The organism is Desulfopila aestuarii DSM 18488 (genome assembly GCF_900143695.1).
Lineage (GTDB): Bacteria > Desulfobacterota > Desulfobulbia > Desulfobulbales > Desulfocapsaceae > Desulfopila > Desulfopila aestuarii.
This window is the reverse complement of the sequence record NZ_FRFE01000001.1, coordinates 54,940-71,962: the sequence shown is the minus strand read 5'-3', so window position 1 is coordinate 71,962 and position 17,023 is coordinate 54,940. Positions and strand designations below refer to the sequence as shown.

The 17,023-nt window shown below is 50.9% G+C and carries 11 protein-coding genes and 1 pseudogene; 9 read left to right on the top strand and 3 right to left on the bottom strand.

Annotated features, from left to right (window positions below):
• Positions 1-3: 3 nt before the first annotated feature.
• Together BUF15_RS00280 and BUF15_RS00275 are read right to left on the bottom strand one after the other, a co-directional pair.
• The gene (locus BUF15_RS00280; protein WP_073611444.1) at positions 4-2,433 is read right to left on the bottom strand and encodes a PAS domain S-box protein; all 2,430 of its coding nucleotides are present in this window, start codon (positions 2,431-2,433) and stop codon (positions 4-6) included.
• Between the two features lie 201 nt (positions 2,434-2,634).
• Complete coding sequence (locus BUF15_RS00275) at positions 2,635-3,804, bottom strand: iron-containing alcohol dehydrogenase (protein WP_073611715.1); 1,170 nt, start codon at positions 3,802-3,804, stop codon at positions 2,635-2,637.
• Between the two features lie 437 nt (positions 3,805-4,241).
• On the opposite strand from BUF15_RS00275, the gene ilvB reads away from it, so the two are divergent.
• From ilvB to BUF15_RS00225, 9 genes are all read left to right on the top strand, one after another.
• A complete protein-coding gene (gene ilvB, locus BUF15_RS00270) occupies positions 4,242-5,930 on the top strand; it encodes an acetolactate synthase large subunit (protein ID WP_073611443.1) in 1,689 nt (562 codons plus the stop codon).
• Positions 5,911-6,201, top strand: coding sequence for an acetolactate synthase small subunit (gene ilvN / locus BUF15_RS00265; RefSeq protein ID WP_073611442.1), 291 nt, complete (start codon positions 5,911-5,913; stop codon positions 6,199-6,201). Before ilvB ends, ilvN begins: the two co-directional genes overlap by 20 nt.
• 177 nt (positions 6,202-6,378) lie before the next feature.
• A complete protein-coding gene (locus tag BUF15_RS00260; protein ID WP_073611441.1) occupies positions 6,379-6,579 on the top strand; it encodes a cold-shock protein in 201 nt (66 codons plus the stop codon).
• 140 nt (positions 6,580-6,719) lie between these two features.
• Entirely contained in the window at positions 6,720-7,550 is an 831-nt protein-coding gene (locus tag BUF15_RS00255; RefSeq protein WP_073611440.1) for a class I SAM-dependent methyltransferase, read from the top strand.
• Positions 7,551-7,848: 298 nt separating this feature from the next.
• Positions 7,849-9,426: an MBL fold metallo-hydrolase RNA specificity domain-containing protein gene (locus BUF15_RS00250; RefSeq protein WP_073611439.1), complete on the top strand. Its 1,578-nt coding sequence runs from the start codon at positions 7,849-7,851 to the stop codon at positions 9,424-9,426.
• A gap of 1,028 nt (positions 9,427-10,454) precedes the next feature.
• Complete coding sequence (locus BUF15_RS00240) at positions 10,455-11,606, top strand: TRAP transporter substrate-binding protein (RefSeq protein ID WP_073611437.1); 1,152 nt, start codon at positions 10,455-10,457, stop codon at positions 11,604-11,606.
• Positions 11,607-11,748: 142 nt separating this feature from the next.
• Positions 11,749-12,255, top strand: coding sequence for a TRAP transporter small permease subunit (locus BUF15_RS00235; RefSeq protein WP_073611436.1), 507 nt, complete (start codon positions 11,749-11,751; stop codon positions 12,253-12,255).
• Between the two features lie 2 nt (positions 12,256-12,257).
• Positions 12,258-13,604 (top strand): TRAP transporter large permease, encoded by a 1,347-nt coding sequence (locus tag BUF15_RS00230; protein WP_073611435.1) that lies wholly within the window; start codon positions 12,258-12,260, stop codon positions 13,602-13,604.
• Between the two features lie 206 nt (positions 13,605-13,810).
• Positions 13,811-15,241 carry a sigma-54 interaction domain-containing protein gene (locus BUF15_RS00225; protein ID WP_073611434.1) on the top strand — a complete coding sequence of 477 codons (1,431 nt, stop codon included), beginning with the start codon at positions 13,811-13,813 and terminating at the stop codon, positions 15,239-15,241.
• A gap of 57 nt (positions 15,242-15,298) precedes the next feature.
• Here the strand turns inward: BUF15_RS00225 and BUF15_RS00220 are convergent.
• Positions 15,299-16,870, bottom strand: a pseudogene (locus tag BUF15_RS00220) (acyl CoA:acetate/3-ketoacid CoA transferase); the annotation flags it as partial.
• Positions 16,871-17,023 lie beyond the last annotated feature (153 nt).

Sequence of the window (17,023 nt, the reverse complement as noted above, 5' to 3'; positions counted from 1 at the left end):
CTTTCAGGATTTGTTGGAACTGAGGGCCCTGGCGAGCGTGGCGGCCAGGGCTACAGCGTCAACGGGCTTGGTGAGATACTCGTCCATGCCGGCGGCAAGGAAATTTTCCCGGTCGCCTTTCATGGCGTGGGCCGTAACGGCGATAATGGGAATGGTTTTCCCAGAATCCCGCCAATTCTCGCGGATCATTCTTGCCGTCTCTATACCGTCCAGTTCCGGCATCTGGATATCCATCAGGATGCAGTCATATTGCACAAACTTCATCTTGTCGATCGCCTCCCGGCCGCTGCCGGCGAGGGTAACGTCGTGACCGAGGTTTTTGAGCATGGCACTGATGACCATGGCGTTGATTCTCTCATCTTCAACCACCAGTATATTGGCTGGCGTCACGTTGCCATTTCTCGGCGTGTGGTGCCGCTCATCCTCACACTCCTCCCGCATTGCACTGCCAGGATAGGCCAGAATGGAAAACGTGATCGAAGTTCCTTCCCCCTCGGTGCTGTCGAGCTGAATGGTTCCATCCATGAGACTGACCAGCTGCTTGACGATGGATAGGCCAAGACCGGTACCCTTGTATTTCCGCTGGAATGAACCGTCGGCCTGGACAAATGGTTCAAACAGTTTGGAATGCATGTTCTTTGGAATACCGATACCGGTGTCCTCTAACAGAAAATTCAAACGAATCCGGCTGTTGTGTGCCGGCTCGCTATCGACCTGCAACCGGATTGAGCCTTTGGTGGTGAATTTCGCCGAATTTCCCATCAGGTTGAAGAGAATCTGCTGCAATCGTGATCTGTCTGCGCGGATATGTTCCGGTACCCTGGGTGAAAGTTGCAGATCAAGGCTGACTTTTGATTCGTCGATCAGTCCGGCAAAAGTGTAGGTAACCGTCTGGAGAAATTGACGGAGGTTGAAGAAGTTTTCCGCCAGATCGATTTTGCCGGCCTCGATCTTCGAAAAATCGAGGATATCCGTAATCAGTCGCAATAAACTGGTTCCGGATTCAATAGCGGTGTCGATATACCCCTTTTGCTGCTCGTCCAGCCGGGTTTCCTGCAAGAGCTGCAACATCCCAAGGATTCCGTTCATGGGGGTGCGGATTTCGTGGCTCATGTTGGCCAGAAATTCTGACTTGGCCTTATTGGCTGTCAGGGCCTGTTCTTTGGTCTTCTCCAGTTCTTTCTGGGTCTCCACCCGTGGCGTGACATCGCGGCTGACCCCCACGACTCCTTGGAATTCTCCATCTTCATCATGCATCGGTGAGGTGATGGTCTCGATCCAGATGGTTGAGCCGTTACCATGCAGCATCTCGAATTCCCAGAACTGCAGCTTATCGCTGACCTCTTCCTTATTCGCAATCTTTCGGTAATGTTCGTTGAACTGAGAAAGATAGGGGATCGATTTTCGCGGAAAGTGGCAGGGAAGAGGGACAGCCATGAATTCTTCCTGGCTGTAGCCGAAGGTCTCCTTGATAGATGGGGAAAAATAGGTAAATGCAAGGTTGGCGTTCATGGTCCAGATGACATCTCGAACATTTTCGGCCAGAAGTCTGTATCGACTGTCGCTGGCTCGCTTTTCCGCCAGGTTTTTCATGTCCTGGGTCACGTCCCTGCCTGAGCCAACGGTGCCGATAATGTTCCCGTCTGCGTCGAACATCGGAGCTTTGTGGACGTCCAGCATCATGTATGATCCCCGGACCAGTCCGTCTTCAAGGAATCGCCCGGCTTTCCCTGTCTCCTTGACGATATCGTCCGAATTTGCGCAAATTTCACCAAAGGTATGATTGTGACCGCGCTGCCGCTCCCGGTTGGCAAAATAGAGATCATTTTTACCAAGCGGCTCAACGTCGTTGTCACACATCAACAGATTGTTGCAGATGGCTTTATTGGCAAAGAGATACGAATTGTTGATATCTTTTGCCCAGATCATGTCGGGAACGGTGTCGGCCATGAGCCGTATCAGGCTGTAGAGCTCATGAAAACGCTCTTCACTTCGTTTGCGTTTCTCTTCTGCTTCTTTTTCGCGAGTGATGTCCTTGAATATCGAATAAATGGCCGGGGAATTGCCAAAGATTGTTTTCGTGGAGGAGATGAGAGTGTGTTTTTCCTGGCCATGGAGAGTTCGCAGTTTGGCTTCGAAATCGATAACTTTTCCATTCCGGTCCAGCTGGCTGAGAAACTCCTGCCGTCGTTCGAGAGTGACCCAATAATCCGGAATATAGATTCCGACAGCTTCATCCCGACTGAATTGGAAAAAATCCACGGCGGCGTCATTGATATAGAGAATGCGCTGTGTGGTATGGTTGATAACAACCATCGGGATAAGGGCACTATCCAGGAGCTGGGAAAAATCATGCAGATGGAGCGGCGACGTCCCGGAAAGTTTGCCGGCAGAGTCCGGCGCGTGAGGGGCTGAGTGGCCAGTTATCGACATATGGTATCGGCTCGTATTTGGAATAAATGACTGCAATAACCCCTTTGCTGATTGGCCTCAAACGGTGGCAGAGAAGCGGTGTCCTGCAAAATGAACATGCTTAACATACTATAAGGACTATAAAATGCAATTACTCTCCGTCATGGTCTGGCGAAGAACCAATGCATACCTGGTACCTTTATTCATCGACGTTTTTGCCTCTTAGAGGATTTCTTTCAGAACGGCTGTAAAATCGGCGTGCTCAAGTTGTACCGGGTTGTATTTACTGGTGGACTCGGCAATGATCCTATCGATATCCCCGGCAGTGACACCGAAATCATGTAATCCCCCGATGCCAAGTTCAACTGCCAGCTCTTCCAGATAACCGATAAAGCGATCCTGGCCATCTGCTGCTGGTAATGGGCAGTCGGCGATTATCTCCCCGAGTTGACTGTATTTGGACAGTGACTTTTCGTCGCTGCCATTTTCTCTCAGCCTGGTGAGAGTCAGTCGGTTGGCCGGGGCCATGAGCAGAGCACAGGCAGCCCCGTGGGGAATGGCAAAAAAACCACCCAGGGCAGATGCCATGCCATGGACGACACCCAGGCCGGCGTTGGCCAGCACGATACCGGAAAGATAGGAACCATAAGACATGTCGGCCCGGGCAGTCAGATCGGCACCGTTACGGCAGGCGACGGGCAGAGAACGTGCAACTGCACGGATACCGTCAAGAGCAAGGGCGTCGGTAAATGGTGAGCCGTTGGTTGAAAGATAGGCCTCCACCAACTGGCTGAAGGTGTCCATGCCGCAGGCGGCGGTCAGACCTGGGGGGCAACTGGTGGTGAGCGCAGGATCGATTACGGCAATGTTCGGGACGTAATTATCGTGGCGCAGGGATTTTTTGAATCCCTTTTCACCTATCTGGCTGAGAACCGCATTGCTGGTTGCCTCGCTGCCGGTACCGGAAGTTGTTGGTACGGCGATAAAGGGAACCTTGGCACCGCTTGTTTTTTCGGTGCCCACTCCTTCGAGAAAGGTGTAAACAGGTTTTCTTTCCATAAGCATCGCCGAAATGGCTTTGCCGCCATCAAGAACACTGCCTCCGCCGATGGCGACCACACAGTCGATACTGTTACGTGGATATCGTGTCCAGATGGCATCAATGAGCTGCGGTGAAGGCTCACCCTCGATCTGTTCGATGTGAATCTGTACACCTAGCTCCTTGAGTCCGGCTTGCAGGAGCGGCCAGTCGTTGCCATGGAGAAAGGACGTACCGCCGACTACCAGCAGGAGTTTCTTGCCGAAGGTGGTGACCAGATCCGGGAGCTTACGGTGGTTGCCCGTGCCGAAAACAAGAGCAGGAGTCGGTTTGCAGGAAAAAGACATATTCATATGATAACGCATAAGAAATTGATATTCATGGTGATGAGACACGACTGTTTGCAGCTTTTTTCAACATAAAGGAAAGGTGAATCAAGGGCAAAGGAAAAGAGAGGAAGGAAAAAGTAAAGGGTCTAATGATAATACCGCTTGACGCTCCCGGCTAATTTTGTTATCCAAAACCATAAAGTACATTCTTTTATTACGGACGAAGCCCACATGAATCATCGTATCACCAGCGCAAACGCAGTTTTTTCTCTCGCTCTAGCACTCATTCTCGTGAGTGTGGTGGTCGTGGTGTGCAACGTGGAGGGCGCAGCGCCGTAAAGGGAAAAAGAAAGCAATAATAAGCACTTCAACCCCCGTCGGCGCAAGCCGGCGGGGGTTTTTTTTGGCCTCCGCTTTCGCGGCCGGCAAAAAGAGGAATCACAACAAAGGAGAACCCACCAATGTTTACGATGAATGGCGCAGAACTGATTATCCGCCTGCTGGAGCGGCAGGGGATAACCACCATATCCGGCATTCCCGGCGGCGCCAACCTGCCGCTGTACGATGCGCTCTACAACTCAGCCTCGATCCGCCATATTCTTGCCAGGCACGAGCAGGGCGCTGGTTTTCTTGCCCAGGGAATGGCTCGGTCGACCGGTCGGCCAGCGGTCTGTTTTGCCACATCCGGGCCTGGAGCAACCAATATCATGACGGCAATTGCCGATGCCTATCTTGATTCCATTCCGGTGATCTGTATTACCGGGCAGGTTCCGGTGACCATGATTGGTACCGATGCTTTCCAGGAGGTTGACACCTACGGCATGTCTATTCCCATCACCAAGCATAACTTCATGATCCGTTCGGCGGTTGAGTTACTTCATGTTATCCCTGAGGCCTTTCGCCTGGCTATATCTGGGCGGCCGGGGCCGGTACTGATCGATGTACCAAAGGACATCCAGCAGGCTGAGATATCTTTTGATGAGTGGCCTGAGCAGGGTGTTCGGCTTGATTTTCCTCCTGTTGATGGAAAAGCATTGCGACAGGCTGCCAGATTGATCAATTCCGCCAAACGCCCGGTACTTTGTCTGGGTGGAGGTATCATCCACGGTGATGCTGCCAAAGCCGCAAGAGCACTGGCGGAAAAAAATATGATTCCCACCACCATGACCCTGATGGGACTTGGTGCCATGCCTGCCGGTGAGCAGCTTTCATTGGGAATGCTTGGGATGCATGCTGCCCGCTCAACCAATATGATTCTGCAGGAGTGTGATCTCTTTATCGCTGCTGGCGCTCGTTTTGATGACCGTGCTACGGGTAAGATCGTCGAGTTTTGCCCCGATGCCAAGATTATCCATATGGATATCGATCCCAGCGAAGTGAGTAAGCTGAAAAACGCCAACATCGGCCTTATTGGTGATGTCCGCTGTTCGCTGGAATCATTGTTGCCGCTCATCGAGGCAAACAGGCGGTCCAGCTGGATGAACCGAGTACGTATTCTGCAGGACGCCTATCCGCTGGCCACACGGGACATGGTCGTTCCAGATAAACCATACGGCATAATTCTGAAGGTGGCCGAGATGCTCGGTAGAGATGGCATTATCGCCACTGACGTTGGGAAACATCAGATGTGGACGGCTCAGGTCTATCCCTTCAATCGTCCTCGGCAACTGCTGACTTCCGGCGGGCTTGGTACCATGGGTTTTGGTTTGCCGGCGGCAATCGGTGCAGCGATCGCTCATCCCGACAAGCGTGTTGTCCTCTTCTCCGGAGACGGCAGCCTGCAGATGAATATTCAGGAGCTCGCCACAGCGGTTGAGCAGCAGCTCGATATCACCATCATTATCATGAACAACAATTCGCTTGGCTTGGTACGACAGCAACAGGGATTATTCTATTCCCAGCACCATTTTGCCTCTGATTTTCAGATCGACATTAATTTTGCGGCCATCGCCCGTGGTTTTGGGATGCGAGCCTATGATGTCGGACTGGAAGGCAATCTGGAGGAAATCCTGGAAATCGCCTTGAATGAGCGAGGACCCTGTCTTATCAATGCCCCTATTGGCAAGGAAGAAGAGGTGTATCCTATGGTTCCTCCGGGAGCGGCAAACATCAGCATGATTGGAGGACCCTATGCAAAACAGATCGCTTAAGCCAACAATGGTGCTGCAGCTGGAAGTGAATAATCATCCTGGGGTCATGTCCCATATCTGTAGTCTTTTTGCCCGCCGGGCCTACAATCTTGAGGCCATTGCCTGTGTGCCGATTGGATGTGGAGAGACAAGCTGCATCTGGTTGCAGGTGGATGAGGCAGACCGGCTGGAGCAGGTGGTCAAGCAGATTGAAAAGTTGCCTGATGTACGGGATGTCAGGCGCCAACCGGGTGAACATCCTGTTTTTGCAGGACTACATGACTTTGTCTGATAGTTTTTGAGAGGATGTCGGGCTAACCATGGAGCAGTGCCTGTTCGCTCCTTTTTGAGGATTATGCGTTCAATATTCCAAGATAATGTTTGTGTTTTCGACAAATATCGGTTTATAACAAAACGATGGAGCCGCAAACTGCGGTTGAGCGCTATCTTGAAAAAAGGAGCTTGAGTCATGGTAGAAGGTAAAGTGAAGTGGTTTAATGACGCAAAAGGCTATGGTTTTATTGAGCAGGAAGGTGAGAAAGACGTCTTCGTGCATTATTCCTCTATTGTCCAGGAGGGATTTAAAACGCTCAAAGAAGGCGAGAAGGTCTGTTTTGAGATCGTTGAAGGACCTAAAGGATTAACCGCAGAGAAGGTGAGCAGAGCTTAAAGTCTCGCTGTCACCATTTCTGTCCTCAGATAGATCGCCCGGAAAGTTACCGTAACTTTCCGGGCGATTTTTTTGTTGAGGCCGAGGCGGGCGCAAGGTACTGTTTGACGGTATTTGCTGCCCCTTCTCATGGAGAACAAATGTCTGTCAATTTGAAAGAATACCTGCGGGATATCCTGCCTCAGGAAGAGCTAGATCTCGTGGTTCGATCCTACGATGTGGTTGGGGATATGGCGGTGATTATTGTCCCACCGGAACTGGTCCACCGGGAACGGATCATTGGCGAGGCGATTCTCGATAATCTGAAACATATAAAGGTCGTCGCCAAAAGGAATGGCCTCTATTCAGGTGAGTTTCGCACCATTCCCCTCGAGGTGATTGCAGGTGAAAACCGCAAAGAGACAGTGCATCGGGAGTATGGAGTGAATCTACTGGTCAACCCTGAGGCGGTCTATTTTTCGGTGCGGAGCGGCACGGAGCGAAAGCGAATCGCCGATCAGGTCTCCGCAGGTGAAGAGGTTCTGGTGCTCTTTTCCGGTATCGCCCCCTATCCTCTGGTGATTGCCAAAAACAGTCGGGCCAGGGAGATTGTTGGCATTGAAAAAAATCCAGCGGCACACCGCTTTGGGCTGGCGAATCTTGCCGGAAACCGAAAGCTGAAAAACATTCGTCTCTATTGCGGTGACGTGGCGGAGATTTTGCCAAGTTTAGCCAGAACCTTTGACCGGATCGTAATGCCCCTGCCAAAAGGAGGTGAGCACTTCTTGCCCATCGTTTTCCAGGCACTTCGGTCATCCGGTATACTGCATTACTATGACATGCGGCACGAAAACGAGTTCGATGAAAGTGTGGCAGTGGTCATGCAGATCGCCCAGGATGCTAACCGTATGGTGCGCTCGACGACCGTGGTGAAATGTGGACATTGTGCTCCCCGCACCTATAGGATCTGCGTCGATTGTCGAATTGACTAGCCAGCATTTCTCCTCTACCTATATTGAGCCCTCTTTCAAGGTGTGTTTTGTCATTGAGCAGAGAAAGCTCTTGCCCAATGGCAATAACTTCGAATCCGACCTGGCCTCAACAGCTGAGAAATTCAGCCTGACCGGGAAATCTCTTGTTGTTTATCCGCACAGTTGGTATCCATTGGGAGCTTCATAAAAAAGCTGCAAACACCAAATGTTCGGGGATGTAGCGTGGAGTGAGTGTCTCCCGCCTCCCGGATTGTTTGCGGTTTTCGACGAGTTCATAATCACTATTGGGGGACAGTAGATGCATGTAACATTTCATGGGGCAACGCGAGAAGTTACCGGTTCGTTTCATATCATTACCACCGATGAGGAGAGAATTCTTCTGGACTGCGGTCTGTTTCAGGGGCGCAGGAAGGAAGCCGAGGCCAAGAACAGGGTGTTGCCGGTGGACCCGGCTGCTATCACCAATATCGTCTTATCCCATGCCCATCTTGACCATTCCGGTCGGATCCCGATGCTCACCAAGGATGGCTTTTGCGGCCATATTTATTGCACCCGGGCCACAGCGAGGGCTTGCGAATACCTCTTACGGGATTCGGCCCAGATCCAGGAAGGTGATGCCTCTTATCTCAATTATAAGACAGCCCGTAATTTTCTTTCTAAATTGAAAACTGGTGGAAAAGGATCGATTTCCAGAGAGGAAATGGCCGAAATTAAAAGTATCCTGAAAGCTGGTGATCATCGTCTGAACAGCAAGGAAATATTGGAAATTCTACACGAACATCAGCTGGAGGTGGTGGAGCCGCTGTACACCATCGAGGAGGCGGAAGACGCACTCCAATATTTTGAAGGGATTCCCTATAACCATGAAGAGAGTATCGGCAAAGGCATGACCTGCACGTTTTATGACGCCGGACATATCCTGGGCTCAGCAATGGCCGTTATCAGCAAAACCTGTAACGGCAGAACCCAAAACATCATGTTCTCCGGCGATCTCGGCCGGTTCAATAAGCCGATAATCCAGGATCCGACCCTGGAATTTGCCGAGGAGCATCGGCATATCGATCTTCTCATCATGGAGTCGACCTATGGCGACAGGCATCATGAACCTGTCAAGGATATGAAGCCGATGCTGAAAAAGGTTCTGCAGGAGACCTTTGACCGCGGTGGTTCCGTGATTATTCCCGCCTTTGCCTTTGGTCGGACCCAGGAGGTGATTTATTATCTCCATGAGCTCTATCTTGCTGGCGAGGTGCCCAGGGTGCCGGTCTACGTGGATAGTCCTCTGGCCACCAATATGACGCACGTCTTTGGTGAACATCCGGAAACCTACGATGAAGAGACCCATGTTACCTTTCTGGAGAACGGTTTGAATCCGTTCAACTTTGCGCACCTCAATTTCGTCCAGTCGGTAGAGGAATCTATGGCCCTGAACCGGGATACTCGTTCCCATATTGTCTTGGCTGGGTCAGGCATGTGTGAGGGAGGCCGTGTTCTTCATCACCTGCGGCATAAGATCCATGACGAGCGTAACACTATTCTGATTGTCGGCTATATGGGCGCCAACACTTTTGGTCGACAGATTCAGGAAAAAGCCGAAGCTTACGAAACGGATGGTCGTAAAGGCCAGGCTCCGCTGGTACGGTTCTATAACAAAGAATATCCGCTACGGGCCAAGGTCGTGACGCTTGGCGGCTTCAGTGGTCACGGTGATCGCGATGAGCTGATGCGGGTACTGAAAGAGTCAAACCTCGACATCAAAAAAATCGCCCTGGTGCATGGTGAGGAAGACCAGACCCTGGCTTTTGCCGACCACTTGCGTGAGGAAGGTTTCGAAGTGAATGTACCGTATCAGGGGCAGACGATGTATGTTCCGTAGCGGAAGAATGGTTGTCCGCTAGAGCCGGCTTAACTGGCACCGATGTCATCAGTATATTGAATATTGATATCAACTGGATGGCTGTGTCAGTTGATAAGCTAGGAAACATCGATTTCTCTGTTGAAACTTTCAAAGATTCTCCCCGCGACGGCCGATATGGTTCTGAGATGGCCGCCGTGGGAGAGTCTCCTGCTGAGCAGCTTTTCTAATACGTTAATCAAATAATATGTCATAATACCAAAGACATAATTATTTCATTTCTTCTCATAATTTCCATTGCAATACTCCCTTCATCATTGAAACGGTGGGGCATGTTCTTGCCGTTCCCCCTTGTCCGGAAAAAAAGACACCACAAGCGGATCAGACACATACAGATTATTGATGTTCCTTAAGAAGGATAAAATTCCGGATAGCCCCTATTGCATGTAACCGTATATTTAGAAACCAGTGTTTCTGAATGGTAGTCCAATGGGGGACTTGAGAGGAAGTCTCATTTGTCGGGGGCATGCCATGAAGTGTATGTCCTGTAATATCCAGACAATTGTTCTGCCGACGAGCAAAGAGTAGTCGAGAGCATCTTAGTCTGATTTTTCGGACTCGTTTTTGTATTTTCTGGAGGGCATCATTGCCATCACGACTAATAGACCAATATATCATTGTTTCTTAAGAGAGGTGGATGGAAGGATGCTAAAGAGCCTGGAGCAGCATATCAGGCAGTAGCTGTTAAGACGCGGGATAGCAGAGCAATTTCCTCTATATAATCCGATATTGTGGACTGATAATGGTCATTTTGGAAACCAGGTTTTCTTGCAACTTCATGTTGTGTAGTCATATCAATGATATGTGGATTAAAATTCATGTTGGCACGCATTGTGTATAGATAAAGTGTCGGCGAAATGGAGCGCAGCGGTCATCTGTGTTCACATTCTCGCCAGGTTGCTGCGGGGGATAATGTGGCAGCCACAAATGAAGGTGTGCCTTGAGTAACAGGGTGTGCAATCACAACAACAGTAAGGAGGAGTCGTTTCATGAAAAAGTTATTTGCTGGTGCGATCACCGCATGTCTGGCAGTAGGTCTGACCGTTGGTTCCGCTGATGCGGCCAAGCGTGAGAAGTTCGGTGTGGACAAGCGCCATGAAGAATTTAAACGCGTTAAAGTTGCTACCTCTTCTGAAAAGTTCAACTGGAAGATGGTTATGCCGTGGTCCAAAGGCCTGCTTTTCTATGATGTCGCCGTGCATTTCGCAGACAGTGTTCGCCTTGCTTCTGGTGGCCGTCTCGATATCAAAGTGTTCTCCGCTGATGAGCTTGTTCCGGCAATGCAGTCGTTTGATGCTGTTTCCAAGGGTTCTGCTCAGGTAGGTCACGACTGGCCGGGTTACTGGAAAGGCAAGAATGAGGCCTTCGTTGCCTACGCATCCGTACCTTTCGGTCTTGATGGCGAAGGTTACAATATCTGGATGCAGGAGAAAGGCGGTACCGAGTTGATGCAGGAGCTCTACGGACAGTTCGGTCTCTACGCTCTGCCGGGCGGCCAGCTTGGCCAGGAGATGGGTCTGTTCTCCAATAAGCGCGCCACCAAAATGGAAGACTTCAAGGGTATGCGTGTACGTACCGTTGGCTGGTACATGGATATTCTGAATAAGCTTGGCGCTTCCGTATCTCCGCTGCCTGGCGGCGAAGTATATCTGGCCCTTGAGCGTGGTGTTATTGACGCCGCCGAGTTCTCTTCTCCGGCCATGAACTACCCGATGGGTTTTGACGAGATCACCAAGTTTGCCATTCAGCCTGGTGTTCATCAGCCCGGTATCCAGTGCGCCCTGTTCTTCAATATGGATGCATGGAACAAACTGCCTGACGATCTGAAGTGGATCGTTAAAATTGCTGCCGCCGAGACCAACGCCTGGTCATATAACTGGATTAACGCGCTGAACGCCGATGCGATCAAGATGTTCAAAGAGAAGATCGAAATCGTCCAGATGGATGAGGCCACCGTTATCGAGTTCCGGAAAGTCACCAAGGCTTACGTGGATGAACTGAAAGCCAAGTATCCTGACGTGAAGAAAGCCATGGATAGCCAGGAAGCATTCCAGGAAGAATTCGCCATCTGGCGTGAAGCTCGTGGTGGCGCTACCCCGTGGCCATATGAGACCTTCATCTCTGGTAAAACTCACGAATAATTCTGCCTGAAGATGTCCTAACGCGAAGGGAGAACTTATCGTCCACAGCTTTTATTAAGGACACGGCCCTTTCGGTGAGTGCCGGGAGGGCCGTCTGGTTTGGTCGATTTTCTTAAATGGATTCAATGGAAAGGATACCGTGATGTTGTCAAAAATAGCCAAAGGCATTGATACGTTTAGCACCAAACAGGGTGAGTTTACTTCAATGCTGATAATACCTCTGCTTGGTGTTGTTCTGTACGAGGTGCTCATGCGCTACGGCTTCAACTCCCCAACTATCTGGGGTTTTGAAATGACCGGATTTCTGTATGGTATGCACTATATGTTCGGTATTTCATATACCGATGTACGAGGTGGTCATGTACGGGTGGATATCTTTACTGCCCTGGCTCCGAAAAAGGTGCAGGCTGCCATCGGCGCTCTCACCACCCTGGTACTATTTATGCCTGTAATGATCTGTATGACTGTCGCGTCTGGCAAGTATGCCTGGACCTCGATACAGGCTTTGGAAAGAAATTCAACTAGTTGGCAGCCGCCAATCTACCCGATCAAAATGGTGATGGCGTTGTGTTTCTTCTTTTTACTCCTGCAAGGTTTTTCTAATCTTATAAAAGACCTGCAGATTTTATTTTCTAAAGAGGAGCGCTAATCATGAGCCCGGAAATTATGACAGTGGCAATGTTTGCCTCCCTCATTGTAGCTATCACTTTTGGCCACCCTCTGGCCTATACCCTGGCGGCGGTCGCTACCCTCTTTGGCCTCATAGACAATGGCTGGAACGTTCCGGCTTTGTTTGATATGTTTGCCAATAACACGTATGGCCTGATGGAAAACTATGTTCTGGTTGCCATCCCGCTCTTTATTCTCATGGCGCAGCTGCTCGATCGCTCGAAAGTCTCCGACGAACTGTTCGAGAGTCTGTATGTTGTGCTGGGTGGTTTAAAAGGTGGATTGGGTCTCGCAGTCGTTGTGGTTTGTACCGTCTTCGCTGCTACCACTGGTATTGTCGGTGCTTCGGTTGTCGCCATGGGGCTTCTGGCAACTCCAGCCCTGATGAAAAAGAACTATCAGATGGAGATGTCGGCCGGTGTTATCTGTGCTGCCGGAACTTTGGGCATCCTCATTCCTCCGTCGATCATGATGGTCGTATACGGTGGTCTCACCGGTATGAAAGAGACCTCGGTCGGTAACCTGTTTGCCGCTGCGATCCTTCCTGGTCTACTGCTGTCCGGCCTCTATTTCGCCTACATTCTCATCCGCTGTAATATCAACCCGAAGCTTGGGCCGCCAATCAGCAAAGAGGAAGCCTCCAAGTATAGCACTGCCAAAAAGATCATGATGACTCTGAAGTCATTGATCCCGCCGATGGCCCTAATCCTCGCAGTTATGGGCACCATTCTGGCAGGTGTCGCAACTCCTACCGAAGCGGCTGCTCTTGGTGCATTCGGCGCGTTGATTCTGGCGGTTGTCAGTAGGAAATTCAGCTGGCAGGTCATGAAAGAGTCGGCGTATGCAACCATGAGCACTACCGCCATGGTTATGATGCTCTTTGTTGGCGGTAAATTCTTCAGTACCGTATTCCTGTCCATGGGCGGCGGTGATGTTGTGGCCGACGTTCTGATCGGTTCCGGCTTGAACAGATATGTTGTTCTTATCATCATGATGGCCATCGTCTTCGTCATGGGCATGTTTATTGACTGGGCGGCTATTCTGTTGGTTACTGTACCGATCTTCATGCCGATTGCCATGGAACTTGAGTTCAATCCGCTCTGGTTCTCCATGCTGATGTGCGTCAATCTGCAGACATCCTTTTTGACCCCGCCGTTTGGTTACGCGCTCTTCTATTTCAAGGGCGTTGCCCCCGAAGGGTATACCATCGGCCATGTCTACCGGGGCATTCTTCCCTTTGTTTTTCTGCAGGTGCTGGGATTGGCTATCCTTTTCTTTTTCCCGTCCATCGTCACCTATCTGCCTGAGTTGTTCTTTGGGCCTAGTTGATAGACGGAAAGTGACAGACTAGACCAATTTCCAAGTGAAATGCGAAAGGCCGCAACCGGTAGATCCGGTTGCGGCCTTTTTGCATTGAAGGACATGAGTGATTGAGGGAGGGATGACGACTGTTACCCTTGCCCATAGTGGGGGGATCTGTTATGGTGTGTAGCAAAACGGATACATGTAGTGGAAATGCTGCACCTGGAGGAGCGATGGAAAAGAAGGTGAAACTCACCAGCAAAGAGAGGTCAAGCTCGCGCGGGTTAGAGATGGCGGTGCAGCAACTGAAGGCTCTGAGATTGATCTTTGAGAATATTCATGATGGGGCATGTGTGACAGACGCAGAGGGGGTTATAACCCATTTTAATCGTCCCTATGGCCGATTTCTTGGGGTGGACCCGCAAGCGCAGATTGGCCGGCATATTACTGAGGTGGTAGAGAATACCAGAATGCATATTGTCGCCCGGACCGGCAAGGCTGAGATGAATGAGAGCCAATCCATCAAGGGGCAGAATATGCTGGTTCAGCGTATTCCCATCAAGGAAAACGGCCGGGTTGTCGCTGTGTACGGCCAGGTGATTTTTAAGGATGTCAAAGATGTGGGGAAGTTGGCCCAGAAGCTGTCGGAGCTAGAGTCGCGGGTGCGTCTCTATCAGAAGGAATTGAACTCGCTTCGTTCCACTCGTTATACCTTCGAATCGATTGTTGGCAGCAGTGAACCGATGACGCGGCTGAAAAGCGAGGCATTAAAAGCTGCCTCCACCAATCTGGCAGTGTTGATAGCTGGTGAATCGGGGACGGGGAAGGAGTTGTTTGCCCAGTCGATCCATAATGCGAGCAGTCGTCGAGATAAACCGTTTATCCGATTGAACTGCGCAGCAATCCCGAAGGATCTCCTTGAATCAGAGTTGTTTGGCTACGACAAAGGGGCCTTCACCGGGGCCAAAACAGCTGGTAAGCCGGGGAAATTTGAACTGGCCCACACCGGTTCGATTTTTTTGGATGAGATTGGCGACCTGCCTCTGGAGATGCAGCCAAAACTCTTACGGGCTCTTGAGGAAAAGGAGTTTGAGCGGGTGGGAGGCAACCGGATGATCAGTTCCGACTTTCGACTGCTTGCAGCCAGTAATCAGAACCTGGAGGAAATGGTAGCCAAGGGTACGTTTCGTTCCGATCTCTATTATCGATTGAACGTTGTTCCATTGCATATTCCACCACTTCGGGAACGTGGGCGTGATGTGTTACTTTTGGCTGACCATATCCTGCAGCAGATCGTTGATGGGACGCCGGGAAGGGAGGTCACCTTCACACCTGCAGCAGAGGAGTTGCTCGTGAGGCACAATTGGCCGGGTAATGTGCGGGAGCTCAATAACGTGATTGAGCGGACCCTGGCAACCTGTGAAGGAGACCGGATCACTCCTGCCGACCTGCCGTTTTACCTGCATCGAAATCAGTTGGCTGTGAGCCCTGAGCAGCATTCGCTCTTAAAAGATGTTGTGGCCAAGGCGGAAAAAAGTGCCATCGTCGACGCCCTGAAAATTGCAGAATATAATAAGGTCAAGGCGGCGGAGATACTTGGAATTCATCGAACGTTGCTCTATAAGAAGATCAGCCGTTATGGGATTTCTCTGATCCCGGGTTAAACTGAAACCGGGATCAGAAAAGGTTGGAGATGCTTACTCTGTCAGTTGTATAGCCTGCATTGGGCCAGCTTTGAAAATCCGGGGTTCCATCAATTTTGGTGGAGCGTGCATGATCGGGCTGAAATCCATCAGGTCGAGAATATCCTTTTTCAGGTCTATACCCGGCGCGATTTCGATCAGTTCCAACCCCTCGTTGGTCAGCTGGAAAACACAGCGTTCAGTGATATAGAGCACCTTCTGGCCGCGTTTCATCGCATACTCGCCGCTGAAGGTGATGTGTTCGACAGTGCCGGCCAGGATCTTTCTGCAGTTCCCTTCCTGGGCGATGTGGAGTTTGCCGTCGTCGATTGTGATTTCAAGGCCTCCTGCGGTAAAGGTTCCGAGGAAGATGACCCGTGCCGCGTTTTGACTTATATTGATAAAACCGCCCGCACCCGCGAGTTTGCTGCCGAATTTGCTGACGTTGACATTGCCGTGCATATCGGTTTGGGCCATTCCCAGGAATGTTATGTCGAGGCCACCGCCGTCATAAAAATCGAACTGGTACGGCTGGTCGATGATGGCTTCGCTGTTGACCGCAGCTCCAAAACTTAATCCCCCGGCTGGAATACCACCAATCACGCCGGGTTCGGCGGTGAGAACGATCTGGTCCAGAAGGTCCTCTTCGGTTGCCACTTCAGAAACGCCCTCCGGCATACCTATGCCAAGGTTCACGATGTCGCCTGCCTGCAGTTCAAAGGCGGCGCGGCGGGCAATAATCTTGCGTGGCCCCATCTCCATTGGCGGCAGTGATTCGAGCGGCACTTTGATCTCGCTGCTGTAGGCCGGGCTGTAGCGTTCACCGAAGGTCTGCCAGTGATTCTCAGGCTCAGCGACTACGACATAATCAACAAAAATACCAGGAATCTTCACCTGTCGGGGATTGAGTGAACCACGTTCGGCGATGCGCTCCACTTGGACGATTACCTTTCCGCCTGAGTTATGGGCAGCTATGGCAATGGCCAACACTTCGAGAGTCAACGCCTCTTTTTCCATAGTGATATTGCCGTCAGGATCGGCAGTCGTACCCCGAATGAGGGCGATATTGACTGGCAGTGTCTTGTAGGCCAGGTATTCGTCGCCGTCAAAATGGATGAGCTCGACCAGATCTTCGGTGGTGGCTTCATTGATCTTGCCGCCGCCATTTCTGGGATCGACAAAGGTTCCAAGGCCTACCTTGCTGATGGTACGTGGTTTCTTCGCTGCAATATCGCGAAACATGGTGGAGATCACACCTTGGGGCAGGTTATAGGCAATGATCTTGTTTTCCACCGCCAGCTTCTGCAGGGTAGGCACAAGTCCCCAGTGGCCGCCAACAACCCGGCCGACCATGCCCTCGTGACCGAGATGGTTGAGGCCGCGGGTCTTGCCGTCTCCCTGGCCTGCTGCATAGATAAGACTCAGATTTCGAGGCTGTCCGGTGGCGAGGAAGCGTTTCTCCAGGGCAATAGTGAGCTGTTCGGCAAAGCCGATGCCGACAAAACCGCCAGTTGCGATCATATCCCCATTTTGGACGACATCGGCAGCTTCAGCTGCGGTGATGACTTTATTTTTTTTCTTCTTTGCCTGTATTGTGTTGTTTGAACTCATGATCTACCACCTGCCTGGAGAATTACATATCACTTGTCCGGATACAAATTGATCCGAGCAACCTGCTTATACCTTACTTTACATAAGCAAGTATTATGCCGTTACCGGTGTTGCCTGAAGTTCACTGATAGATGGTTGCATTATCGTTTCACC

Bases quoted from the DNA above. Each gene is read 5' to 3' on its own strand.
- ilvB (WP_073611443.1), top strand. From the start codon at position 4,242: ATGTTTACGATGAATGGCGCAGAACTGATTATCCGCCTGCTGGAGCGG.
- BUF15_RS00275 (WP_073611715.1), bottom strand. From the start codon at position 3,804: ATGAATATGTCTTTTTCCTGCAAACCGACTCCTGCTCTTGTTTTCGGC.
- ilvN (WP_073611442.1), top strand. From the start codon at position 5,911: ATGCAAAACAGATCGCTTAAGCCAACAATGGTGCTGCAGCTGGAAGTG.
- BUF15_RS00260 (WP_073611441.1), top strand. From the start codon at position 6,379: ATGGTAGAAGGTAAAGTGAAGTGGTTTAATGACGCAAAAGGCTATGGT.
- BUF15_RS00280 (WP_073611444.1), bottom strand. From the start codon at position 2,433: ATGTCGATAACTGGCCACTCAGCCCCTCACGCGCCGGACTCTGCCGGC.
- BUF15_RS00230 (WP_073611435.1), top strand. From the start codon at position 12,258: ATGAGCCCGGAAATTATGACAGTGGCAATGTTTGCCTCCCTCATTGTA.
- BUF15_RS00240 (WP_073611437.1), top strand. From the start codon at position 10,455: ATGAAAAAGTTATTTGCTGGTGCGATCACCGCATGTCTGGCAGTAGGT.
- BUF15_RS00250 (WP_073611439.1), top strand. From the start codon at position 7,849: ATGCATGTAACATTTCATGGGGCAACGCGAGAAGTTACCGGTTCGTTT.
- BUF15_RS00225 (WP_073611434.1), top strand. From the start codon at position 13,811: ATGGAAAAGAAGGTGAAACTCACCAGCAAAGAGAGGTCAAGCTCGCGC.
- BUF15_RS00235 (WP_073611436.1), top strand. From the start codon at position 11,749: ATGTTGTCAAAAATAGCCAAAGGCATTGATACGTTTAGCACCAAACAG.
- BUF15_RS00255 (WP_073611440.1), top strand. From the start codon at position 6,720: ATGTCTGTCAATTTGAAAGAATACCTGCGGGATATCCTGCCTCAGGAA.